The 24206-nt window shown below is 66.7% G+C and carries 23 protein-coding genes; 17 read left to right on the plus strand and 6 right to left on the minus strand.

Annotated elements, in window-relative coordinates:
* Positions 1-825, minus strand: coding sequence for a class I SAM-dependent methyltransferase (locus ABD729_RS10465; protein ID WP_344710186.1), 825 nt, complete (start codon positions 823-825; stop codon positions 1-3).
* Positions 826-1125: 300 nt separating this feature from the next.
* Between ABD729_RS10465 and ABD729_RS10470 the strand changes: the two genes are divergently transcribed.
* Positions 1126-2700: a putative bifunctional diguanylate cyclase/phosphodiesterase gene (locus tag ABD729_RS10470; RefSeq protein WP_344710187.1), complete on the plus strand. Its 1575-nt coding sequence runs from the start codon at positions 1126-1128 to the stop codon at positions 2698-2700.
* Here ABD729_RS10470 and ABD729_RS10475 read toward each other — a convergent pair.
* The gene (locus ABD729_RS10475) at positions 2694-3623 is read right to left on the minus strand and encodes an L-threonylcarbamoyladenylate synthase (protein WP_344710188.1); all 930 of its coding nucleotides are present in this window, start codon (positions 3621-3623) and stop codon (positions 2694-2696) included. The genes ABD729_RS10470 and ABD729_RS10475 overlap by 7 nt on opposite strands.
* Before the next feature lie 50 nt (positions 3624-3673).
* Between ABD729_RS10475 and ABD729_RS10480 the strand changes: the two genes are divergently transcribed.
* Complete coding sequence (locus ABD729_RS10480) at positions 3674-5350, plus strand: acyl-CoA dehydrogenase family protein (protein ID WP_344710189.1); 1677 nt, start codon at positions 3674-3676, stop codon at positions 5348-5350.
* Here ABD729_RS10480 and ABD729_RS10485 read toward each other — a convergent pair.
* Positions 5347-5700: a GntR family transcriptional regulator gene (locus ABD729_RS10485; protein WP_344710190.1), complete on the minus strand. Its 354-nt coding sequence runs from the start codon at positions 5698-5700 to the stop codon at positions 5347-5349. The genes ABD729_RS10480 and ABD729_RS10485 overlap by 4 nt on opposite strands.
* Positions 5701-5749: 49 nt before the next feature.
* Positions 5750-6337 carry a nitroreductase family protein gene (locus tag ABD729_RS10490; RefSeq protein WP_344710191.1) on the minus strand — a complete coding sequence of 196 codons (588 nt, stop codon included), beginning with the start codon at positions 6335-6337 and terminating at the stop codon, positions 5750-5752.
* A gap of 128 nt (positions 6338-6465) precedes the next feature.
* Between ABD729_RS10490 and ABD729_RS10495 the strand changes: the two genes are divergently transcribed.
* The 14 genes from ABD729_RS10495 (at position 6466) to ABD729_RS10560 (ending at position 21448) form a co-directional block, all read left to right on the plus strand.
* The gene (locus ABD729_RS10495) at positions 6466-8112 is read left to right on the plus strand and encodes a peptide MFS transporter (RefSeq protein ID WP_344710192.1); all 1647 of its coding nucleotides are present in this window, start codon (positions 6466-6468) and stop codon (positions 8110-8112) included.
* A gap of 5 nt (positions 8113-8117) precedes the next feature.
* On the plus strand, positions 8118-9509 hold the full coding sequence (locus ABD729_RS10500; RefSeq protein WP_344710193.1) for an amidohydrolase: 1392 nt from the start codon (positions 8118-8120) through the stop codon (positions 9507-9509).
* Complete coding sequence (locus ABD729_RS10505) at positions 9506-10897, plus strand: amidohydrolase family protein (RefSeq protein WP_344710194.1); 1392 nt, start codon at positions 9506-9508, stop codon at positions 10895-10897. Before ABD729_RS10500 ends, ABD729_RS10505 begins: the two co-directional genes overlap by 4 nt.
* Positions 10894-11559 carry an NnrU family protein gene (locus tag ABD729_RS10510; protein WP_344710195.1) on the plus strand — a complete coding sequence of 222 codons (666 nt, stop codon included), beginning with the start codon at positions 10894-10896 and terminating at the stop codon, positions 11557-11559. The genes ABD729_RS10505 and ABD729_RS10510 overlap by 4 nt, the downstream gene beginning before the upstream one ends.
* 20 nt (positions 11560-11579) lie before the next feature.
* Entirely contained in the window at positions 11580-12920 is a 1341-nt protein-coding gene (glmM, locus tag ABD729_RS10515) for a phosphoglucosamine mutase (protein WP_344710196.1), read from the plus strand.
* Entirely contained in the window at positions 12920-13120 is a 201-nt protein-coding gene (locus tag ABD729_RS10520; RefSeq protein WP_344710197.1) for a DUF1272 domain-containing protein, read from the plus strand. The genes glmM and ABD729_RS10520 overlap by 1 nt, the downstream gene beginning before the upstream one ends.
* A gap of 25 nt (positions 13121-13145) precedes the next feature.
* On the plus strand, positions 13146-14327 hold the full coding sequence (thiD, locus tag ABD729_RS10525; protein WP_344710199.1) for a bifunctional hydroxymethylpyrimidine kinase/phosphomethylpyrimidine kinase: 1182 nt from the start codon (positions 13146-13148) through the stop codon (positions 14325-14327).
* Between the two features lie 14 nt (positions 14328-14341).
* Complete coding sequence (parC, locus tag ABD729_RS10530; protein WP_344710200.1) at positions 14342-16576, plus strand: DNA topoisomerase IV subunit A; 2235 nt, start codon at positions 14342-14344, stop codon at positions 16574-16576.
* A gap of 120 nt (positions 16577-16696) precedes the next feature.
* Positions 16697-18643 carry a S9 family peptidase gene (locus ABD729_RS10535; protein WP_344710201.1) on the plus strand — a complete coding sequence of 649 codons (1947 nt, stop codon included), beginning with the start codon at positions 16697-16699 and terminating at the stop codon, positions 18641-18643.
* An 87-nt stretch (positions 18644-18730) separates the two neighbouring features.
* Entirely contained in the window at positions 18731-19516 is a 786-nt protein-coding gene (locus ABD729_RS10540) for a thioesterase family protein (RefSeq protein ID WP_344710202.1), read from the plus strand.
* Between the two features lie 77 nt (positions 19517-19593).
* Positions 19594-20376, plus strand: coding sequence for a phosphoribosylaminoimidazolesuccinocarboxamide synthase (purC, locus tag ABD729_RS10545; protein WP_344710203.1), 783 nt, complete (start codon positions 19594-19596; stop codon positions 20374-20376).
* A 59-nt stretch (positions 20377-20435) separates the two neighbouring features.
* The gene (locus tag ABD729_RS10550; RefSeq protein ID WP_344710204.1) at positions 20436-20600 is read left to right on the plus strand and encodes a hypothetical protein; all 165 of its coding nucleotides are present in this window, start codon (positions 20436-20438) and stop codon (positions 20598-20600) included.
* Positions 20597-21160: an outer membrane protein gene (locus ABD729_RS10555; protein ID WP_344710205.1), complete on the plus strand. Its 564-nt coding sequence runs from the start codon at positions 20597-20599 to the stop codon at positions 21158-21160. Before ABD729_RS10550 ends, ABD729_RS10555 begins: the two co-directional genes overlap by 4 nt.
* 117 nt (positions 21161-21277) lie before the next feature.
* Positions 21278-21448: a hypothetical protein gene (locus ABD729_RS10560; RefSeq protein ID WP_344710206.1), complete on the plus strand. Its 171-nt coding sequence runs from the start codon at positions 21278-21280 to the stop codon at positions 21446-21448.
* Positions 21449-21458: 10 nt separating this feature from the next.
* Here ABD729_RS10560 and ilvC read toward each other — a convergent pair whose 3' ends face one another.
* Positions 21459-22421 (minus strand): ketol-acid reductoisomerase, encoded by a 963-nt coding sequence (gene ilvC / locus ABD729_RS10565; protein WP_344710207.1) that lies wholly within the window; start codon positions 22419-22421, stop codon positions 21459-21461.
* Positions 22421-23338, minus strand: a complete 918-nt coding sequence (miaA, locus tag ABD729_RS10570; RefSeq protein WP_344710208.1) for a tRNA (adenosine(37)-N6)-dimethylallyltransferase MiaA — start codon at positions 23336-23338, stop codon at positions 22421-22423. Before miaA ends, ilvC begins: the two co-directional genes overlap by 1 nt.
* Here miaA and serB point away from each other — a divergent pair.
* Positions 23331-24203 (plus strand): phosphoserine phosphatase SerB, encoded by an 873-nt coding sequence (serB, locus tag ABD729_RS10575; protein ID WP_344710209.1) that lies wholly within the window; start codon positions 23331-23333, stop codon positions 24201-24203. The two genes, miaA and serB, sit on opposite strands and share 8 nt — an antisense overlap.
* Positions 24204-24206 lie beyond the last annotated feature (3 nt).

Genomic DNA, 24206 nt, shown 5'->3' on the forward strand with positions numbered 1-24206 from the left:
CTAGCGCGGCTTTACGAAGCGCAGGGTCATGCGGTCGCTTTCGCCGATGGCGAGATATTTGGCGCGGTCCTTGTCGCCTAGGCGGAGCGTCGGGGGCAGGGTCCAGACGCCATCGGGCCAGTTTGCCGTGTCCTTGCGATTGGCGTTGATTTCGCTCGATCCCGCGTAACGGAAGCCGGCTTGTTCGGCGAGGCGACGGACGGTCGAGACCTTGAGGTAGCCGCTCGCCTTTTCCCGGGCGCTGTCGGCGCTTTCGGGCAGGCGATGCTCCTCGACGCCAAGCACGCCGCCGGGCTTCAGCATGGCGAAGATCTGCTTGAAGGCGACGTCGGCGTAAGGCTGGTCGCCCATAGCCCAGTTGTGGACATTGCGGAAAGTGAGGACGACGTCGGCGCTGCCGTTCGGAACGCCGGCCTGGCCCGCCTGCATGACCGGGAAGGTGACCTGACGCGCGCGGCCGTAGAGCGCGGCGTCCTTTTCGACGAGGCGCTTGAAGCCGCCGAGTGCGCGGTCGTTGGGAGCGGCGACATAATAGGTGCCGCCGCCGTTCAGGACATAAGGCGCGATGACCTCGCTGTACCAGCCGCCGCCGGGAAACAGTTCGACCACCGTCTGCTTCGGGCGAACGCCGAAGAAGGACAGGGTCGCGGCGGGACTGCGATACTTGTCGCGGGCGCGGTTCGCATCGCTGCGCGCGGGGTTGGCGACGGCTGCGGCAAGCGCCTTCTGCTCAGCCGCCGGCAGGCTGGGCGAGCGCTGCAGGGCGGCGGTGGCCGCAGTCGCGGCAAGGGCGGCGCTGGCGGCAAGCAGGAAAGTGCGGCGCATTCGGTTTCCCCTGGAAAAATCGTTCGGAAAGGTCGGGGCCTTGTTGCTGCCTTCGCACAGGGCTGCAAGCACCCGCGACGAAAGTCCATCATCAGTCGTCGAGGAAACAGATGTTTAACGCCTTGGCCTTCATAGCATTAGGCCATGCCAGCGATAAATCTCCGCGCGTTAAGGCCATCGCCGCCCTTATGGGCGGATGGCGCGCAGTTGCTGGACGCCCTGCCGATCCCGGCCGCGATCATCGAATGCAGTTCCGGAAAGCTGTCCATATCGGCGCATAACAGCCGTTTTTCCGATGCCGTGGCGATTTCGACCGCGGGCACGCTGGAGGCGGTGAGCGCGCAATGCCTGGCGGGCGAAGGCCTGGTCTACCGGCACCTTGCGGCCTGGTTTGGCGATGACGAAGGCGCGAAATCCGACCTCGACATGCGCGATGGTTCGGGCGTCGCCGCACGGTTCTACCAGCTGAAGCTGGCGCCGCTGCCGTCAAACGGCGAATGCCGGCGGGCCCTGTTGTCGGTGGTCGATCGCACGGCCGAGGAGCAAGCCGAGCGCACCCTGCGCGCCGAGATGCTGCGCGACAGCCTGACCGGGCTGCCAAACCGGCTTGCCTTTACCGAGGTGGTCGAAGCGGCTGCCCGCGAAACCCCGCCCGATTGCGTCGGCCACGCGGTGCTGGTGGTCGACATGCTGCGCTTCAGCCGAATCAATGAAAGCATGGGAAGCCTAGCGGGCGACGAACTGCTGATCACCTTTGCGAGGCGGCTGATTTCGGCGCTGCGGGCGGGGGACAGCCTTGCCCGCACCGGCGGCAACGAATTCGGGATAGTGGTCGCGCTGCGGCGGGGAACCGGCGACGCGCTGAAAGCGGCGACTCGGATCCAGGATGCGATGCACGCGCCGTTCCGGTTGAGCGAACTGGAGATCAAGGTCGATTGCGCGATCGGCCTGGCGCTGATGCAGCCCGACCAGGATGCCGAGGAGCTGTTCCGCAACGCCCAATTCGCGGTCAAGCAGGCCAAGGCGAGCGGGCGGCCCGAGGTCTACGAACCCAAGGAGGCGAGCCTCGCAAGGCGGCGCTTCTCGATCGAGACCGAACTTCGCCGCGCGATCGAGAGCGACCAGCTGGCCATGAGCTACCAGCCGCTGGTCAACCTCAAGACCGGCGAGGTGTCGGGGTTCGAAGCGCTGGCGCGCTGGAATCACCCCGATCGCGGCGAAATCAGCCCGACCGAATTTATCCCGGTGGCGGAAGAAAGCGGGCTGATCCTGCATCTTGGCCGATGGGCGATGAACAAGGCGACCGAGACGCTGGCCGGGTGGGACGCGGAAGCCCGCGAGCGGCTGCCGTTCAACATCGCGGTAAACCTGTCGGCGATCCAGATCGCGCGCGACGACATAACCGAAATGGTCGGCGGCGCCCTCCGGGCGAGCGGACTGACCGGCGACCGGCTCACGCTGGAGCTTACCGAAAGCGCAATCGTCCAGGATCCGCGCCGGGCGACGCGGGTGTTCGACAAGCTGAAGGCGCTCGACGCGCGGGTCGCCATGGACGATTTCGGCACCGGCTATTCGAGCCTCGCCTATCTCCAGCGGCTGCCGATCGACGTCCTCAAGATCGATCGCAGCTTCGTGTCGGGAATGATGACCGATCCCGACAGCGTGGCGATCGTTCGCGCTGTGCTGAGCCTTGCCGAGGCGCTGGGCATGTCGACCACCGCCGAAGGGGTGGAAAGCCGGGAACTGGCGACGACGCTGGCCGCGCTCGGCTGCGTGTCGGGCCAGGGCTATTTCTTCGCCCGTCCCCTTGAGCAGGCCGAGGCGCTGCCCTTCTGGCTCAGCCGGCTGCGGCCGGCGGCGTCAAAGCGCTACTGATCGCGCGGCGCCGCGGCGCGCGCCAGCCGGTCGTTGATCGCAATTCCGAGACCCGCATCGGGAATGGGAGCAACCGCAATGGCCGGCGCCGGGCCAGAGTCCGCCTGATGAAGCAGGTCGAACAATCGCGCGGCCGCTTCGGCGAGATCGCCTGACAAGCTGAGGCTGACGTCCCCTGCAATGTCGCCGAAACCGATCAGCCACTCGCCTGCGTTACTGGCGGTCGCGCCGAGGCGGAGCGGCTTGGCCGGGGCGTAATGGCTGGCCAGCATGCCGGGAGCCTCGATCGAGCTTGATGTGACCGAGACCGCGCCGGGCACCTCGACCGGGCCGGGGCGGAGCAGTCGCGGCTGGTCACCGGTCAAGGCGATGATCGTGCTTTCGAGGCCATGCGCGGACGCGCCGCCGTCGATGATTAGCGGAATTCGCCCCCCCAGCGAGGCAAGGACATGGTCGGCCCGGGTCGGACTGATCCGGCCACTGGCATTGGCGCTTGGCGCGGCGAGCGGGCGGCCGCTTGCCTCGAGCAGAGCACGCATCGCGGGGTGGGCGGGGACCCGCAACGCGATGGTCGGAAGGCCCGCGGTGACGAGGCTCGCGACCGGGCTGTCCTCAGCCAGTGGCACGACCAGGGTCAAGGGACCGGGCCAATGCTGCTCGGCAAGCGCGCGGGCGGCGGCGTTCAGCGACCCTAGGCGCATTGCTGCGGCGAGATCCGGGACGTGGACAATCAGCGGGTTGAAGCTCGGGCGGCCCTTGGCTTCGTAAATACGGGTCACGGCGCGCGGGTTGGTGGCGTCGGCGGCAAGACCGTAGACCGTCTCGGTCGGGACCGCGACCGGCTGCCCGTCGCGGATCAGCGCGGCGGCGACGGCGATCGCCTCGGGCCCGAACGGCCGTATCTCGGTGCTCTTGCCCGCCATGACGCCGCCGCTATGGCAAAGGATGAGGCTTCACAAGGGAATGACGGATAATGGCGCTTCGCTGCCCGGTAGAAGAACAGCGCTTCGTGCTGGAGCATGTGGTCGGGATCCACGAGCTCACCAACGATAGCGATATCGTCGACGCGCTGCTCGAGGGCGCCGCCCAATATGCCGAGGGGGAGGTCGAGCCCCTCAACCGCATCGGTGATACGGTGGGCGCGAAATGGTCGCCGGACGGCGTTGCGATGCCACGGGGCTTCCACGAGGCGTACCGCCAATTTGTCGAGGGCGGTTGGGGCACAATCAGCGCGCCGGAGGAAGCGGGCGGGCAAGGGCTGCCATTGAGCCTTGGGGCGGCGGTGATGGAGGATCTCAACGCCGCCAGCCTTGCCTTTGCGCTGTGCCCGATGCTGACCATGGGCGCGATCGAGGCGATCGGCGCACACGGCTCGGACGAGCAGAAGCGCGACTATCTCCCGAAGATCGTCAGCGGCGAGTGGCCGGCGACGATGAATCTGACCGAGCCCCAGGCGGGTTCGGACGTCGGCGCCCTGCGCACCAAGGCGGCGCCCAACGGCGACGGAAGCTGGGCCATCACCGGTTCGAAGATCTACATCACCTATGGCGAGCACGACCTTGCCGACAACATCATCCACCTGGTGCTGGCGCGCACGCCCGATGCGCCTGCGGGAACGCGGGGGATTTCGCTGTTCTTGGTGCCCAAGGTGCTTCCGGACGGTTCGCGCAACGATCTTCGCTGCGCATCGATTGAGCACAAGCTTGGCATCCACGCCTCGCCGACCTGCACCATGGCGTTCGGGGACGAGGGCGGCGCCATGGGCTGGCTGATCGGGCCTGAGCATGGCGGGATGCGGGCGATGTTCACGATGATGAACAATGCGCGGCTGAACGTCGGGCTGCAGGGCGTCGGCATCGCCGAGGCAGCGACACAGCGCGCGGTGGCCTATGCGCTTGGCCGAGTGCAGTCGGCGCGGGCCGGGGGAACCAGCAGAAATCCGGTGGCGATCGAACAGCATCCCGACGTGCGCCGCATGCTGATGCGGATGAAGGCGCTGACGATGGGGGCGCGGGCGCTTGCCTATTACGCCTTTGGGCAGATCGACCGCGGCCACCGCGGTGATGCGCAGGCAGCGATGCGCGGCGACGTTTTGACGCCATTGGTCAAGGCCTGGGGTACCGATGTCGGCTGCGAGGTGGCCAGCATCGGTATCCAGGTCCACGGCGGCATGGGCTTCGTCGAGGAGACGGGGGCCGCGCAATATCTTCGCGATGCGCGGATCGCGCCGATCTATGAAGGGACCAACGGGATTCAGGCCGCGGACCTAGTCGGGCGCAAGCTCGGGCTTGATGGCGGGCTGGCGTTCGACGGCCTGATCGCCGACATCCGGGCCGAAATCGAAGCGCCTTCGCTGGTGGCCCTGGCCGATGCGGTCGAACTGGTTGCGACGACCTTGCGGGCGGCGGATCAGGACGACCGGCTGGCGGGAAGCTATCCGTTCCTTACCATGTGTTCGGTGCTGACCGCTGGCTGGCTGCTCGAGCGGCAGGCCAGGATCGCGACGGGAGATTCGCCGTTCGAACGGACCAAGCGGGCCGCAGCGGGCTATTTTCTGTCGGTGGTCGTGCCCGAAGCGCTGGGGCTTGCCGCAGGGGCCGAAGCGGGGGCCGCGCTGCTTTACAGTGTCGAGGCCGAAGCGCTCGCCTAGCTGCGTTCGAGCAATTCGGCGGGGTCGATGCCCAGTTGCTCCATGCGGGCGCGGACGGCGGGCCATTCCTGGCGGATGAACTGTTCGCGCTCGCTGTTCGAAAGACGTTCGCGGGCACCGGCGGCGACGAACATGCCGACCCCGCGGCGAACGACGATCAGGCCTTCATCCTGGAAGCCCTGATAGGCCTTGGCGACGGTCAGCGGGTTGGCCCCTTGCTCGGCCGCAAAGGCGCGGACCGAGGGGAGTGGCGCGCCGTCGGGGAATTGGCCGGAAAGGATCGCCTCGGCGATGATGTCGCGGAGGCGAACGTAAACGGGCTTCATGTCGGAGCGAGCGCGGAGCGTCATGCTGTTCTAATACGGTGCGGCGCGAGAAAAAGCAACCGCCGAGCAGACGTCACAAGGGTGGTATCCAGCGGTGCGTCACCACCGCCATGTCCGGTCGCGGCCGCTCCTCGAGTTCGCGGCCGGGTGAGCCGATGAAAAAGAAGCCCGCGATGCGCTCGCTATCGGCGGTGCAGAAGGCCTTGCGGACGAGCGGGTCGTAGGCGGCCCAACCTGTCAGCCAGCTTCCGACATAGCCATGGACGTGGGCTGCATGGAGGAGGTTCATCGCTGCCGCGCCGACCGACAGTTCCTGCTCCCACAGCGGGATCTTGTGCGGGATGACCGGGGCGGACAGCAGCACGACCAGCGCTTCCCCCTGCCGAGCGAATTCGTCGGCCTTGGTGCGGTGGGCGTCGGTCGCATCGGGATCGTTTTTGGCGAGCGCGCGCGCAAGCAGCGCGGCAAGATCCTCGCGCTGGTCGGCGCCGACGACAATGAAGCGCCAGGGGTTGAGCTTGCCGTGGTCGGGCGTACGCGCGGCCAGCGCCAGGATGGCGCCCAGTTCATCGGTGCCCGGCCCCGGCCCGACCATGTCGCGCGCCCGGCCGGAGCGGCGGCTGGCGAGATAGGAGAGCGGGGTGGCGAGGTCGTTGAACATGTCGCTGGGCAGATAGGACGGTCACCTGTCAGTCACAATGCGCTTGGCAATGGGGATTTGCCGCTTAAGGTGCCGCCACTTTTTGCATGGGGTCGCCGCAAGGCGCCCGCAAGTCACGGGAACAGTAGATGAAACCAATGGATCTCTGGCAGGAAGGCGAGTGGATTACCGCGATCGCCGTCTTCCTTCTGATCGTCTTCCTCGCCATCGGTGGCAAGATCGCCGCTCAGAAGGATCCGGAATTCGCAGGCCATCCCAAGGGCCTGTACATGCTGTTCTTCGCCGAAATGTGGGAGCGTTTCTCCTACTACGGCATGCGCGCGCTGCTGATCTTCTACCTGACCAAGCACTGGCTGTTCACCGACAGCAAGGCGTCGCTGGTCTACGGTGCCTACACCAGCCTGGTGTACATCACCCCGGTTCTCGGCGGATATCTGGCCGATCGCTATCTTGGCCAGCGCAAGGCGGTGCTATTCGGCGGCCTGCTGCTGGCGATCGGGCACAGCCTGATGGCGGTCGAGGGCGTCGGCGGCCAGAACGATCCGACGATCAACGTCTTCTGGGCCGCGCTAGCCTTCATCATCGTCGGCTCGGGCTTCCTCAAGGCCAACATTTCGGTGATGGTCGGGCAGCTCTACAACCTGACCGATGTCCGCCGCGACGGCGCCTATACGGTCTTCTACATGGGCATCAACGTCGGTGCCGCGCTTGGCACCATCCTCGTCGGCTACCTCGGTGAGACGCTCGGCTGGGGCTATGGTTTCGGCCTCGCCGGGATCGGCATGCTTGCGGGCCTGGTCGTCTTTGTGATCGGCAAGAAGGCGCTGAATGGCGCCGGCGAGGCACCGGTCCCGCTAAGCAAGAACAAGGAGTTTACGCTTTACGGGATCGGCGTCGCCGCCGTGGCGGTGATCTGGGCGCTGGTCCAGTATCAGGACGTCATCCAGGGCCTGCTGGTCGTGTCGGGTGTCGCGCTGCTGGGATACGTCCTGTTCGAAAGCTTCAAGCTGCCCAAGGAGCCGCGCGAGCGGATGTTCGCCATCCTGTTCCTGATCAGCCTTAATCCGCTGTTCTGGGGCCTGTTCGAGCAGGCTGGCGGTTCGATGAGCCTGTTCACCGACAAGTTCGTCGACCGCGGCGGGGTTCCGGCCTCGCTGTTCCAGTCGATCAATCCCATCTTCATCATGATCATGGCGCCGGTCTTCGCCGCGCTCTGGGTGGCGCTGGGCCGCAAGGGCGCGGAGCCGTCGGCACCGGCCAAGTTCGGCCTTGCGCTGGCGCAGATGGGCCTCGCCAACCTCGTGCTCGTGTGGGGCGCGCAGGCGATCGGCGTCGCCGCGATGACCCCGGTCATCCTGGTGTTTGCTTACTACTTCTTCGCCACCACCGCGGAGCTCTGTCTGTCGCCGGTCGGCCTCAGCGCGATGAACCGGCTTGCGCCCAAGTTCCTCGCGTCGCTGATCATGGGCGCCTGGTTCTACATGACCGCGGTCGGCAACTTCGTCGCGGGCAAGATCGGTGAAGCGACCGGCGGCGAAGGCGGCGAAATCAGCAAGCAGGGTCTGCTCGACATCTACAGCATGTTCGGCTGGATTTCGGTCGGTGCGGGTGTCGTCGTGCTGTTGCTCTCACCGATCGTCAGGAAGTGGATGCACCTCGACACGCTGGGCAAGGACGACCTTGCCGGGCGCGCCGAAATGGGCGGCGACCATGGGCAGGACCCGGGTCTCTTCCCGCAGGGCGAGACCGCTCCTTCTTCGCCGCGTCAGGCGTAAGGGGCATGAAACAGGGGATGATCGCAGCGGCCCTGTCAGCGCTTGCGCTGGCAGGGTGCGCCACCACTGGCGACAAGGGACCCGCGACGGGCGAGCGGATCCGGGTCGCGGAGGATCCGTTTCCATCGACCTACCAGCGATATTCGGGCGCGCCGGTGGTCATCACCGGCGTGACCGTCCTCGACGGCGAGGGCGGGCGGATCGACAATGGCCAGGTCTATCTTGCTGACGGCAAGGTGCAGGCGGTCGGCCAGTCAATCAGCGTGCCGGCCGGCGTGCAGGTGGTCGACGGAACCGGCAAATATGTGACGCCGGGCGTGATCGACGTGCACAGCCACCTTGGCGACTATCCCTCGCCGCAGGTGGAAGCTTTGTCCGACGGCAACGAGGCGACCGCCCCGGCGCGGCCCGAGGTGTGGGCCGAACATAGCGTCTGGCCGCAGGATCCGGGCTTCAGCCGCGCGCTCGCCAATGGCGGGGTCACCGCGCTGCAGATCCTGCCGGGTTCGGCCAATCTGTTCGGTGGCCGCTCGGTCACGCTCAAGAACGTGCCGGCGCGCACGGTGCAGGGGATGAAGTTCCCGGGCGCACCGTATGGCCTCAAAATGGCGTGCGGCGAAAATCCCAAGCGCGTTTACGGCGACAAGGGCGGTCCTGCTACGCGGATGGGCAACATCGCTGTCACCCGCCAGACCTGGCTCGACGCCAAGAAGTACAAGCGCAAGTGGGACGCCTACGAAGCCGGGGAGGGCGACCTTCCCGATCAGGACCTTGCGATGGACACGCTTAAGGGCGTGCTCGACGGCAAGATCCTTGTGCACAACCATTGCTACCGCGCCGATGAAATGGCGGTTATGATCGATCTGTCCAAGGAGATGGGCTACAAGATCACCGCCTTCCACCATGCGGTGGAGAGCTACAAGATTGCCGACATCCTTGCCCGCGAAGGCATCTGCTCGGCGATGTGGGCGGACTGGTACGGCTTCAAGATGGAAGCCTATGACGCGATCCGCGAAAACATCCCGTTCGTCGACCGGGCCGGCGCCTGCGCGATCATGCATTCGGACGACCCCAACGGAATCCAGCGCCTGAACCAGGAAGCGGCCAAGGCGATGGCGGCGGGGCGGCGCGCGGGCATCCCGATCACCGAGGAACATGCCTGGACCTGGCTGGCGATGAACCCGGCCAAGGCGCTCGGCATCTTCGACCAGACCGGCAGCCTCAAGGCCGGCAAGAATGCCGACGTCGTGCTGTGGAACGGCAACCCGTTCAGCACCTACACCCGTCCGGAACGGGTGTGGATCGACGGGGCGCTGATGTACGACGCCAACAATCCCAAGCTGCGGACGGTCAGCGATTTTGAGCTTGGGCAGCCGGGCGAAGGGGATGTGAAGTGAAGCTCCCATCAGTTCTGAGCTCGGTTGCGGCGGTGCTCGCAGCGGCTTCCGCGCCTGCCTCGGCCCAGACCATCGCCGTCACCGGCGGCACCGTGGCGCTCGGGGATGGCTCCGCACCGATCGTCGGTGGCACCGTCGTCATCCGCGACGGTCGCGTGGTGGCGGCGGGGCAGGGCGTTGCCGTGCCTGCGGGAGCGCAGGTTATCGATGCCACCGGCAAATGGGTGACGCCGGGCATTGTCGCTGGTTTCTCGCGGCTCGGCCTCGTCGATGTCGACGGTGTCCGGGCGGCCAATGACGAAAGCTCCAGCGGGGCGTTCAGCGCCGCGCTCGACGCGACAACGGCGCTCAATCCCGCGGGCGCGCCGATTGCCGTCAACCGCGCCGAGGGCGTGACTCGTGCAATCGTCGCCCCGTCTACCGGCAAGAATATCTTTGCCGGGCAGGGCGCGCTGATCGACACTGGTGCGGACAGCGAACCGGTCACCCGCGCGCGATTGTTCCAGTTCGTCGAGCTGGGCGAGAATGCGGCCGAGATCGCCGGGGGAAGCCGCGCTGCGGCCCATGCCCTGCTTCGGAACGCCTTGCGCGAAGCCCGACAGATCGCTGGTGGCAGCGGCGCTTCGCCCAGCACGGCCGCACGTGGTTCCGATGACCCGTCCGCCGATCCGGTCGTCGCCAATCCGAACGAAAGCCGCTCCTACGACGCGCGGCGCAACAATGACGTGCTGCTGACCCGCTACGACGCGGTGGCGCTGGTGCCTGTGGTGCAGGGACGCCAATTGCTGGTCGTCCATGCCGAGCGTGCGGCGGATCTCAGGCAGGTAATGGCGCTCAAGCGCGACTTTCCTCGGCTGAAACTCGTCATCGTCGGCGCGGACGAAGGCTGGACGGTAGCGCGCGACCTCGCCGCCAGCGGCATCCCGGTGATCGCGTCGGCGCTCTCCGATCTCCCGGCGCAGTTCGAGCAGCTCGCCGCGACGCAGAGCAATGTCGGGAGGATGCGCGCGGCGGGCGTCAAGGTCGCCATCGGCACCATCAATGACGACGAGCAGCGGATGGCCTTCCGTGCGCGCTGGTATGCCGGCAACCTGGTCGGCCTGTCGAAGGTGCCGGGTGCCACGGGCCTCAGCTGGGGCGAGGCGCTGGCCGCCATCACCTCGGGTCCCGCCGAAGCGATGGGCCTTGGCGGCGACGTCGGCAGCCTTCGCCCGGGACGGCGCGGCGACCTCGTCATCTGGAACGGCGATCCGCTCGACAATTTGAGCGCGGCGGAAGCGGTGTTCATCGACGGTGTCCGGCAGCCCCTCGAAACACGGCAGACCAAGCTGCGCGACCGCTACCGGTCGCTTGAGCGGGGCGCGTTGCCGGAGGCGTACCGGCGGTGAGTGCGGCCGCGCTGACCGCTGCATTCGGCGCAGCGTTCGTCGCGACCCACCTGCTCCTGTCCCATCCACTGCGGCAGCCACTTGCCAAGCGGCTGGGCGCGAAGGCCTTCCAGGGGCTCTACTCGCTGGTCGCGCTGGCGACCTTCGGCGCGATGATCTGGGCGCGCAAGGGTGCCGGAGCCGAAGGCTGGCTGTGGCAGCCGCCGGCCTGGGGTTGGCCGCTGGCGGCGGTGCTGACGTGGTTCGCGACCATCCTTCTGGCTGGCTCCTTCGTGCGCAATCCGGCGATGGTGACGTTCGGGCCGGGGAGCGAAATCGTCATCGGTGAGCCACGCGGCGTGATGCGCATCACCCGCCACCCGATGATGTGGTCCTTCGCGCTTTGGGCGGTGAGCCACATGCTGGTCCATCCAGAGCCGTCCGCTCTGGCGGTCGCTATCACGGTGCTGGTGATGGCCCTCGTGGGATCCGCCGGGCAGGACGTGAAGAAGCGCCGCCACCTGGGCGACGCATGGGCCACATGGGTGGCGCGGACCAGCTTCGTGCCGTTCGGGCGCGGCCTTGCGCTGCCGGGCTGGCCGGCCTTCATCGGCGGCACCCTGCTGTTCCTCGCGGCGACCTGGCTGCATCCGCTTCCGGTCGGGGTATGGGCACTGTCCTGAGCCCGCGCTAAGGGCGAGGGATGGCACGCAAATTCTTCGGCACCGACGGTATCCGGGGCCTTACCAACAAGGCGCCGATGACGGCCGACGTCGCGCTCAAGGTCGGGCAGGCGGCGGGCGCGCATTTCCTTCGCGGCGACCACCGCCACCGGGTGGTGATCGGCAAGGATACCCGGCTGTCGGGCTACATGATGGAAAGCGCGCTGGTCGCGGGCTTCACCAGCGTCGGCATGGACGTGGTCCTGCTGGGGCCGATGCCGACACCCGCCGTTGCGATGCTGACCCGCTCGATGCGGGCGGACCTGGGCGTGATGATCTCCGCCAGCCACAATCCCTTTCATGACAACGGCATCAAGCTGTTCGGTCCCGACGGCTACAAGCTCAGCGACGAGGATGAGCTGGCGATCGAGGCGCTGCTCGACCAGGATGCGGAGCTGGTCGACGCCAATCGCATCGGTCGGGCCAAGCGGATCGACGATGCGCGCGGTCGCTATGTCCATTTCGCCAAGTCGACCTTTCCTGAAAAGCTGCGGCTCGACGGGCTGAAGATCGTGGTCGATTGCGCCAATGGCGCGGCCTACCATGTCGCACCCGATGCGCTGTGGGAGCTCGGCGCCGAAGTCATCCCGCTCGGCGTCCAGCCCAACGGCACCAACATCAACGATGCATGCGGATCGACCCACCCGCAGCTGCTGCAGGAAACGGTGGTGGCGAGCGGCGCGGACATCGGCCTTGCGCTCGACGGCGATGCCGACCGGCTTATCGTGGTCGATGACAGCGGCAAGGTGATCGACGGGGATCAGCTGATGGCGTTGATCGCCCTCGACCAGCAGCGGCAGGGGCTTCTGCGCGGCGGCGGTGTCGTGGCGACGGTGATGAGCAATCTCGGGCTGGAGCGACGGCTGGCCGAGGAGGGTCTGCAGCTGCACCGGACCAAGGTCGGCGATCGCTACGTGCTCGAGGGCATGCGGTCACGCGGCTGCAATGTCGGGGGCGAGCAGTCGGGGCACATCATCCTGACCGATCATGCGACCACCGGCGACGGGCTGGTGGCGGGGCTTCAGATCCTGGCGGCGATGGTCGGGCAGGAGCGCCGCGCGAGCGATCTTCTTCAGCAGTTCGAGCCCGTGCCCCAGCTCCTCCGCAACGTCCGCTTCAAGGCCGGAGCGCCGCTTGAGGCGACTGCCGTTAAGGACGTCATCGCCGATGCCGAAAAGCAGCTCGACGGGCGTGGGCGGCTGGTCATCCGCAAGTCAGGGACCGAACCGCTGATCCGGGTCATGGCCGAGGGCGACGATGCCGCCGAGGTCGAACAGGTCGTGGCGCGTATCTGCGCCGCGGTGGAAGAGGCAGCGGCCTGATGCTGGCGATGAAAGATGCGTGCGAGCGCTGCGGCGAAGCTCTGCCCGCGCACCTGCCCGGCGCGTTCATCTGCAGCTTCGAATGCACCTTCTGCGCGCCTTGCTCCGAGGAACTCGACGAAACCTGCCCCAGCTGCCGGGGTGAACTGCTCGACCGCCCGACGCGTTCAAAGGCCGCTGCTGCCAAAGCGAATTCTTAAGGATGGCGGCGGCAGGGCAGGGGTTATGACCGGCAAGGCGATTCCGCGAATCCTGATCATCGCCGGCTCCGACAGCGGGGGCGGCGCGGGTATCCAGGCCGACATCAAGACGGTCACCATGCTTGGCGGCCATGCGATGACCGCGATCACGGCGGTCACGGCCCAGAACAGCCTCGGCGTCGATGCGGTGCATGCCGTCCCGGCCGAGATCGTCCTGGCGCAGATCGATTCAGTGGTCAGCGACTTTGGCGTGGATGCGATCAAGATCGGGATGATCGGCTCGGCCTTCACCGCGCGGATGGTCGCCGAGCGGCTAGCGGCGATGGAACCGCGGGTGCCCCTGGTGTTCGATCCGGTCATGATCGCGACCAGCGGGGCGGCGCTGGCCGACGATGCCACGATCGCCGCTTTCGGGCAGCTGATGGACCTGGCGACGGTCACCACACCCAACCTTCCCGAACTCACCCGGCTGACCGGGAAGGAAGATCCGGTCGAAGGCGCGCTCGGCCTCGTCAGCAGGCATCGCTGCGCGGTGCTGGTAAAGGGCGGGCACGACGAGGGCGAAGCGGTGGCCGACGCCCTCATCGAGGAAGATAATCTCACCAGCTGGCAGGGTACCCGGATCGAGACGCCGCACAGCCATGGCACCGGCTGTACGCTGGCCAGCGCGATCGCCTTCGGCCTGGGGCAGGGGCTACGGCTCCCCGACGCGGTGGCGCAGGCGCGCAATTTCGTGCGGTTGTCGCTGCTCGAAGCGCCGGGTCTTGGCCAGGGGCATGGGCCGATGGGGCAGGGTCAGGTCCGCCTCGACGTCGGCGGCAGCCCGCGGCTCAACCAGGTCACGGTGACCGGCAAGGATTACGCCAAGCAGGTCGCTTTCTACACCAAGCTTGGCCTCAGGCAGATCGTCGACAGCCCGGTCAACGGCTATGCCCGGTTCGAGACGTGGGGCGGAGCGACGTTTTCGGTCCAGATCGATCCCGACGAGGAGATCGCGCCGACCACCGCGGTCTATTTCGAATGCGATGATCTCGACAATCGGGTCGAGGTGCTGGCCCGCTCCGGACTGGTCTTCGAGCACGGTCCGCGCGACCAGCCGTGGTTGTGGCGCGAGGCACGACTGCGCGATCCGGCGGGCAACATCATCTTCCTCTATCGCGCGGGCGAAGCGCGTCGCTTTCCCCCGTGGCGGATGACCGAGGGCTGAGCTAAACCGGGCGGATGCAGCCCAGCGATACCGAGATCGAGGTTCCTTTCGACGCCGCTCTGTCGGAGCGATACCTCGTCTATGCCCTGTCGACAATCACCGCCCGTTCCTTGCCGGACGTGCGCGACGGGCTGAAGCCGGTCCACCGCCGGCTGCTGTGGGCGATGCGGCTGCTGCGGCTCGATCCCGCCGGCGCCTACAAGAAGTCCGCGCGTGTCGTCGGCGACGTCATCGGCAAGTACCATCCGCACGGCGACCAGTCGGTCTACGACGCGATGGTCCGCCTCGCGCAGAGCTTTGCACTGCGCTATCCGCTGGTCGACGGGCAGGGCAATTTCGGCAACATCGACGGCGATAACGCCGCGGCCTACCGCTACACCGAAGCCAAGCTGACCACGATCGCGGCCCAGCTGATGAACGGCCTCGACGAAGGCACGGTCGGATTCCGGCCGACCTACAACGGCGAGGAAGAAGAGCCCGAAGTCTTCCCGGGCCTGTTTCCCAACCTGCTGGCGAACGGGGCGAGCGGGATCGCGGTCGGCATGGCGACCAGCATCCCGCCGCACAATGTCGGCGAGCTGATCGACGCGGCGATGCACCTCATCGACAATCCGGCCGCCGAGACCCGCGACCTGATGGACTTTGTGGCGGGACCCGATTTCCCGACCGGCGGGCTGGTGGTCGATGCGCGCGAGACCATCCTTGCGGCCTATGAAAGCGGCCGTGGCAGCTTCCGCCTGCGGGCGCGGGCCTCGCAGGAAAAGGAAAAGGGCGGCGGCTGGGATCTCGTCGTCACCGAAATCCCCTACGGCGTCCAGAAGGCCAAGCTGATTGAGCAGATCGCCGAACTGATCGGCAACAAGAAGCTGCCGATCCTTGCCGACGTGCGCGACGAAAGCGCTGAGGATTTGCGCATCGTTCTCGAGCCGCGCAGCCGGACGGTCGACCCGGCGCTGCTGCTCGAAAGCCTCTACCGGCTCACCGACCTCGAAATCCGCTTTCCGCTGAATTTGAACGTCCTCGACCAGCATCGCACGCCCGGCGTGATGGGCCTGAAGAGCTGCCTGACCGCCTGGCTCCAGTTCCAGATCGAAGTGCTGCTCAACCGCTCGCGCACGCGGGTCGGCAAGATCGAGGACCGGCTGGAACTGCTCGACGGCTTCCTGATCGCCTATCTCAACCTCGACCGGGTGATCGAAATCATCCGCACCGAGGATGAGCCCAAGGTCGTGATGATGGCCGAATTCGGCCTCACCGACCGGCAGACCGAGGCGATCCTCAACATGCGGCTGCGCAGCTTGCGGCGGCTCGAGGAGATGGAGATCGCCAAGGAGCGGACGTCGCTCGCCAAGGAGCGCGAGGATCTGCTCGGCCTGATCGAAAGCCCGCGGCGGCAGCGCAACCGGCTCAAGAAGGATTTGGAAGGGGTCAAGGCCAAGTTCGCCGACCCGCGCCGCACCACCATCGAGGAGAAAGCGCTCGCCGCCCGCGCCGAGATCGACTGGTCGGCGATGATCGAGAAGGAGCCGATCACCGTCATCCTCTCGGCACGTGGCTGGATTCGGGCGATGAAGGGGCATCTCGCGCCCGAAGAATTTGCGACGCTCAAGTTCCGGGAGGGCGACGAGCTGTGGGGACGGCCGCTCCATGCGCAGACTACCGACAAGATCCTGATCGCGGGCGAGAATGGCCGCGTCTATACGCTGGGGGGCGACAAGCTTCCCGGCGGCCGGGGCTTTGGCGAACCGGTGCGATTGTCGCTCGACCTCCCGGCGGAAGTCGAGATCGCCGCGATGCTTGTGGTGAAGCCGGCCGCGCGACTGATCGCGGCGAGCAGCGACGGGCGCGGCTTCCTCACCAGCGGCGAAGCGGTGCTGGCCGAGACCCGCAAGGGCAAGCAACTGATGAACCTGCGTCCCGGCGCAAAGCTGCAGCTGCTGCGGCTGGTGCCCGAGGGCGCGGAGGCGGTCGCGGTGATCGGCGACAATCGCAAGCTGCTGGTCTTCAACCTGTCCGAACTGCCCGAAATGGGCCGCGGATCGGGGGTGCAGTTGCAGCGCTATCGTGACGGCGGGCTTGCCGATGTCGCCATGCTCAAGGCCGGCGAGGGGCTGAGTTGGTCGATGGGCGGCGACAGCGGACGCACGCGGAGCGAGAACGACCTTACGCCGTGGCGCGCGATCCGCGGCGCTAGCGGGCGCATGGCCCCGCTCGGTTTCCCTCGCAGCAATCGCTTTCAGGGGGACTGATTTAGGTTAAACTGCCATTTCGACTCGGTCGAACAGGGGAATTTAACCATGCGCTCGATGCTTCTAGCCGCCACTGCTGCTGCCTGCCTTTTGACTGGGGCCGCGACGGCTCAATCGAACGTGCCGATCATCCCTCGCGATGTCCTGTTCGGCAATCCGGAGCGCGCGGCCGGGCAAATCTCTCCCGACGGCATGTGGCTGACATGGACCGCGCCGGTGAACGGCGTGATGAACGTCTGGCTGGCGCCGGCCGCCAACCCGGGCGCAGCCAAGCCGATCACCAGTGAAAAGGTGCGCCCGATCCGCCAGTATTTCTGGGCGCCCGACAGCAAGACCGTGCTCTACATCCAGGACAAGGGCGGGGACGAGAACTTCCTGCTTTACGGCGTCGACGTTGCATCGGGTGCCGAGAAGCTTCTCACCCCGTTCGAGAAGACCCGGGTCCAGATCGTCGGAATCTCTCCGCTTGTTCCCGGTCGCATCCTGGTCGGCGTCAACAATCGCGATGCGAAATGGCACGACGTTCACAGCCTCGACCTTGCCACGGGCAAGCTGACCCCGGTGCTGATGAACATGGGCGATTATGCGGGCTTCGTCGCCGACGGTAATCTCGTGGTGCGCGGCGCGCTAAAAAGCCGGACCGATGGCGGGTCCGACTATTACCGCGTCATCGACAACAAGGTAGAGGGCAAGCCGCTCGAGCAGGTCGCGCTCGACGACAGCCTCACAACCAACCCGCTCGGTTTCACCACCGATGGTAAGACCCTCTACTGGACCGATAGCCGCGGCCGGAACACCGCGGCGTTGATCGCGCAGGACGTCGCTACCGGGGCCAAGAAGGTCGTTGCGCAGGACGCCAAGGCGGATATCGGCGACGTGCTGACCAATCCGTCGACCGGCCAGGTCGAAGCCTACACGGTCGATTACCTGCGGCAGGACTGGAAACCCCTCGGCAGCGCGGTCGCAGCCGACGTCGCGCTGCTGAACAAGCAATTCCCGGGCGACTGGGTCGTCACCTCGCGGACCCGGGCGGACGACAAATGGGTGCTGGCGGCCGTCGCCTCCGACAAGCCTTCGACGACCTATCTCTACGATCGCAAGTCCAAGAGCCTGACCCCCCTGTTCGAATCGCGGCCCAAGCTGGCGGGTGCCCCGCTGGTCCCAATGCAGCCGGTGGTGATCAAGAGCCGGGACGGGCTCGATCTCGTTTCCTACCTGACTCTTCCGGCCAGTTCGGACGCCAACCGCGACGGCAAGGCCGACCGTCCTGCACCGCTGGTGCTGTTCGTCCACGGCGGCCCGTGGGCGCGCGACAGCTATGGCTTCAACAGCTACCACCAGTGGCTCGCGAACCGCGGCTATGCGGTGCTGTCGGTGAATTACCGGGGCTCGACCGGGCTCGGCAAGGACTTCACCAATGCGGGCAATCTTCAGTGGGGCCTGAAGATGCACGACGACCTGCTCGACGCAGTGAACTGGGCGGTCAAGCAGGGCGTGACCGCGCCCGATAAGGTTGCCATCATGGGCGGCAGCTACGGTGGCTACGCGACGCTCGCCGGGATGACCTTCACGCCTACGACCTTCGCCTGCGGCGTCGATATCGTCGGTCCCTCGAACCTCGAAACCCTGCTCAAGACCATCCCGCCCTATTGGGAAGCGGGCAAGGTCCAGTTCTACAAGCGGATGGGCGATCCCACCTCGGCCGAAGGGCTGGCGCTGCTCAAGGCAGCCTCACCGCTCTACAAGGCTGACAAGATCCAGCGGCCGCTGCTGATCGGGCAGGGCGCCAACGATCCGCGGGTCAACCAGGCCGAGAGCGAGCAGATCGTCGACGCGATGCGCAGCCGCAACATTCCGGTCACCTATGTCCTCTTCCCCGACGAAGGGCATGGCTTTGCGCGCCCGGTCAACAACATCGCCTTCAACGCGGTGACCGAGAACTTCCTCGCCAAGTGCCTCGGCGGGCGGGCCGAACCGATCGGTGACACGATCGCCAAGTCGACCGCCAAGGTCCCGCATGGCGCGGAATTCTCACCGGGGCTGAGCGAGGCACTCGGCGGCAAGTAACGCTTCCGCTCACACGACGAAGCGATCCGCGGCGCTGATGATGCGCAACGGATTGCTTCGTCGCCGGGCTCCTCGCAAGACATGGGAATGAGTGATCATCCCTCCCTTGCCGCTGTCGTTGATTCCCTGTCGGGAAGCCCGTTGTCGCTCGACGCTCCGCCAAGCTGGAGCCAGGGGCGGACCCTTTACGGCGGCATGACCGCCGCCCTCGGCTGGGCAGCGACAGTGCGCGAATTGCCCGACCTGCCGCCGCTTCGGTCGGTGCACGCGGCCTTCGTAGGCCCTGCCGCGGGCCGCCTGACGCTTGCGCCACAGGTGCTTCGGCGCGGCAAGTCGGCGACCACGATCGGCGTCGATGTGCATGGCGACGCCGGGCTGGCGGCGCGGCTGACCTTCTTTTGCGGCGCCGCGCGGGAATCGAAGGTGACGCACGAGCGGGTAGCAGTGCCGGCCGCGCCCGGACCCGACGATCTCCCCGCGGTGCTGGAACAGGGGCAGGGGCCGACCTTTGCCGCCAATTACGACATCCGCCACGTCTCGGGCGGGCTGCCCTACAGTGGCGGCGATCCCGAATTCCTGATGTGGGCGAGGATGCGCGACGCGGACGGGGCCGATCCCTTGGTCTCGCTGATCGCGCTGGCGGATGTGCTGCCGCCCGCGTCCATGCCGGTGTTTCCCGAACTCGGGGTCATCAGCTCCCTCTCGTGGAGCTTCGATCTCGACCGCCGGCCTGACGACGCCGCCGCCTGGTACCTGTGCCGCGCGACCTCGGAGAGCACGGGCGAGGGCTATTCGCGCCAGGCGATGGACCTCTGGGACGCTTCGGGCCGCCGCATCCTTGCGGGCCGGCAGACCGTCGCCATCTTCGTCTGAAGGCGCTGCTTCGTTGCCCAAAAGGCGGCCGCCTTCTATGGCGCTCCACATTCTCCTCTAGTTGAAGGCTTACGCTCATGGCTCGCCGCCGCCAGATCTACGAAGGCAAGGCCAAGATCCTCTACGAGGGTCCGGAGCCGGGCACGCTGATCCAGTATTTCAAGGACGATGCGACCGCCTTCAACGCGCAGAAGCGCGGCACGATCAGCGGCAAGGGCGTGATCAACAACCGCATTTCCGAGCATATCTTCACCTCGCTTTCGACAATCGGGGTGCCGACGCACTTCATCCGCCGCCTCAACATGCGCGAGCAGTTGATCCGCCAGTGTGAGATCGTGCCGATCGAGGTGGTGGTGCGGAACGTCGCCGCCGGCTCACTGTCCAAGCGCCTCGGCATCGAGGAAGGCACGCAGCTGCCGCGCACGATTATCGAATATTACCTCAAGGACGATGCGCTTGGCGATCCGATGGTCGCCGACGAGCATATCGCCTGCTTCGGCTGGGCCACGCAGGAAGAAATGAACGACATCGCCGACATGGCGATCCGCGTGAACGACTTCATGGCCGGCCTGTTCGCGGCGATCGGCATTCGCCTGGTCGATTTCAAGCTCGAATTCGGGCGGGTGTGGGAGAATGATTTCTCGCGCATCATCCTTGCCGACGAGATCAGCCCCGACGGCTGCCGCCTGTGGGACATGCGGTCGGGCGAAAAGCTCGACAAGGATCGCTTCCGTCAGGGATTGGGCGGCGAGGCAGAAGCCTATCAGGAAGTCGCGCGGCGCCTTGGCCTGCTCGAAGGGCAGGAAGGCGAGAACAGCGTGCTCGACTTCGACAGCCATCGAAAGAAGCGCGGCAAGTAACATCGATGTGCCTGGAAAGCTGAACCTGTGTTCATGTTCGGCGGTTCGAAGATGAACTGATGTTCATCATCGTGGCAGCGGCAAGGTATTTGCCTTTCGCTTTCATTAACGGCGCAACTTCTTCTCCTGTTCATCTTTACATCAGGCTCGCGGCACCAATCTTTGCCGTGAGCAGTGAGTTGCTTTGGGCTGCTCCAATGAAAAGATCAGGAGAATATCTGTGAACAAGTTTGTCGCGCTGACCGCTGTTGCCTCTGCTGCCCTGGCCGCCACTCCGGCGCTTGCCCAGGCCCCGCAGGGCCCCCGCGTCGAAGCGCTGGTCGGCTATGATGCGCCGCGCATCAACGTCAACGAGAACGGCATCAAGGGCACTTTCAAGGACGAAGGCGTCGCTTACGGCGTCGGTGCAGGTTACGACTTCGCGCTCAGCAACGGCGCGTCGCTCGGTATCGATCTCGAAGCCGCCGATTCGACCATGAAGGAGCGCAACGCGGCCGGAACCCTGCGTGCGGGCCGTGACCTGTACGCCGGTGGCCGCGTCAGCGTCCCGCTGGGCGCCGACGGTAGCAACGTCTACCTTAAGGGCGGCTACACCAATGCCCGTTTCGAGGCCGAAAGCGGCACCCTTCGTGCCAAGCAGGACCTCGACGGCTATCGCATCGGCGCCGGCGCGCAGTTCGCGCTGATGGGCAAGGCCTATGTCGGCGGCGAATATCGCTTCAGCGACTATGAGCAGGACGTCCGCCGTCATCAGGTCGTGGCGACGCTCGGTACCCGCTTCTAAGCGAACGACCCTCTTCCAGGGGTCTTGAGAAGGGCGTCCGGCTGGTCCGGGCGCCCTTTTTCATTTCTGGCGGATTTCTGCTATGGTTTCGTCTCCGATCCCGGGAAAGGGCAGGCCATGGTCGAGGACAGCCGCATCTATTTCGCGCGCCGCGCCGCCGAGGAGCAGGAGCGGGCGGAGAAGTCGACCGACCCGGTCGCTGCGGGCGTTCACCGGCGCCTCCAGCGGGTTTACGTCGAACGCGCGAGCGTGGGCGAACGCTGGCCCGAACGCGACGTGGTCGGCTGAATTCTCGCGGCTACAGCAGGGACTTGCGGGCAGCTTCGAGGGCGGAGGCTGAAGCCTTGCGCCGCTCGGCGCGCAGGCGGGGATAATCGGTCGCCGCTTCCTCGGACAGGGCCCGGGCGAAGCCATCGCTGCGCAGTTCGCTTAGCATCGCCGCCATCCTCGTTTTGACCGCCCCATCGACCACCCGCGGCCCGCCCAGCGTGGCGCCGAATTCGGCCGTATTGCTGATAGCCTCGCGCATGCCGGCGATTCCGCGCGCCTCGACGAGGTCGGCCAGCAGCTTCAGTTCCTTGACGCATTCGAGATAGGCGAGCTGGGGGTCGATCCCGGCATCGACGAGGGTTTCGAACCCTGCTTCGAGAAGCGCAGGGACCGCGCCCCACACGACGGCTGCTTCGTTGAAAAGGTCGGACACGGTTTCCTGCTCGAAGGTCGAGCGGACAACACCGGCACCGGCACGGCCCGACCCAAGTGCCTTGGCATAAGCGAGTGCAAGCGCCCACGCCTGGCCCGTCGCATCCTGCGCGACGGCGGCCAGCGCCACCATGCCACGGCCTTCGGTATAGAGCCGGCGAAGCGCCGCGCCGGGCCCCTTGGGCGCGACCATGATGACGTCGAGGTCGGGGCGGGGCGTGATGAGGCCATAGTGGACGCACAGGCCATGCGCGAAGCCGAGCGCGGCACCCTGCTTCAGCGCGGGGGCGATCTCGGCGTAGATGGCGGGCAGATGTTCGTCCGGCGCGAGAAGCACGACGATATCGGCTTCCCCCGCGGCCTCGACCGGCGTCAGTACCGTCAGGCCCTCCGCCGCAGCATCGCCCGCGCGAGCGCTGCCGGGGCGCAGGCCGACCCGCACCGCGATGCCGCTGTCGCGCAGGTTCAGCGCCTGGGCCCGGCCTTGGTTGCCGAAACCGATGATGGCGACGGTGCGGCCCTTTATTGGCGCGGGATCGAGGTCGGCATCGTTCAGCATTACCGTTCCTTGGCGAGCGCAAGCAGCCTCGGCAAGGCGGCGTCGGCATCGCCTTCGAGCGGAAGCCCAAGCTCCTGACCTCGAAACCAGGTCCGCTGCCGCTTGGCATATTGCCGCGTCGCGCGCTGGCCGGCAGCGATCATTGCACCAAGATCGAGGTCACCCTGCAGGTAGGCGGCAATTTCCGGAACCCCGATCGCGCGCATGACGGGCAGGGAAGGCGACAGGTTGCGGGCGAGGAGGTTGCGGACTTCGTCAAGCGCCCCGCCGTCGATCATCTGGGAGAAGCGGTGATCGATCCGCGACGCGAGAAGCGCTGCATCGGTCATCAGTACCGTCCCGAACAGGCCTACGTCGTCGCGAATGCCGCCGACCGTGCGCCCCTGCCAGCTGCTGAGGGTCGCGCCCGATGAAAGCACCACCTCCAGCGCGCGGGCGACGCGGACGGTGTCATTGGCATGCAGGCGAGTGGCTGCCTCGGGGTCGTGTTCGGCCAGGCGCCGGTGGTTGTCGCCGACCGCCGCGGCCCGGACCTCGGCGCGGATCGCGGGGTCGATCGGCGGGACCTCGGCGATGCCGTCGAGCAGGGTGCGAAGGTAAAGGCCGGTGCCGCCGACGAGGATCGGCAGCTTGCCGCGCGCCCGCAGGTCGGCGATCGCCGCCTTCGCCTCGCTCGCCCAGGCGGCGGCGCTGCAGGCGATCGCGCCATCGCGGTGGCCGAACAGCAGATGTTCGACCCCTTCCATCTCCGCATCGGAGGGGCGCGCGCTGAGGATGCGGAGGTCGCGATAGACCTGCGCGCTATCGGCGTTGACGATCGCGCCGTTCGTGCGTTTGGCAAGTGAAACGGCCAGGGCCGTCTTGCCGCTCGCGGTTGGCCCTGCGATGACGCAAAGAGGAGGAGCGCCCTTGTTCATTGCCACGCTGATAGCAGCAGGACGGCTGGGAGACGACGATCTCGCCCGCGCGGTGGAAGTTGCCGGCGGCGGCGAGGTCAAGTGGATCGATCCCGGCGATGCCGCCGACCTGCTGCTCGGCCCGGTCGACGACTGGCGCGCCCTGCGCGACCGGCTCGAAGCCGCGCTTCCCGGCATCGACGTGGTCGTCCAGCTGGCCGAGGAGCGGGAGAAACGACTGCTCGTCGCGGACATGGATTCGACCATGATAGGCCAGGAATGCATCGACGAGCTGGCCGACTTCGCGGGCAAGAAGGCCGAGATCGCCGCCGTCACCGAACGCGCGATGCAGGGCGAGATGGACTTTGAAGAAGCGCTCCATGCCCGGGTCGCCGAGCTGAACGGCCTTGGCACCGCCTGCATCGAACGCTGCCGGACCGAGCGTGTCACCCATAACCCCGGCGCCCGTACCCTGGTGCAGACCATGCGGGCGCGGGGCGCTCGCACCTTGCTGGTGACCGGCGGGTTCCACGATTTCGCTGATCCCGTGGCGTCCGAGCTGGGCTTCGAAGAGGTGAGGGCCAACCATCTTGAAAGCATGTACGGTCACCTCACCGGCCGGGTGACCGGCGCCATCGTCGATGCGTCGGCCAAGGCGCAGGCGCTGGTCGAGCGGCGCGAGCAGCTTGGCCTCGCCAACGCGGAGGTGCTCGCGGTGGGCGACGGCGCCAATGACGCGCCGATGATCGTCGAAGCGGGGCTCGGCGTCAGCTTCCGCGGCAAGCCCAAGCTTGAGGCGCAGGCCGCGGCGCGGATCCGGCACAACGACCTGACCGCGCTTTTGTGGGCGCAGGGCATTCCCAAGGCGGAGTGGGCCGCCAGCTGAGGG

Origin of the sequence: Sphingomonas humi (genome assembly GCF_039536725.1) — a bacterium.
In the GTDB taxonomy this organism is placed as follows: domain Bacteria; phylum Pseudomonadota; class Alphaproteobacteria; order Sphingomonadales; family Sphingomonadaceae; genus Sphingomicrobium; species Sphingomicrobium humi.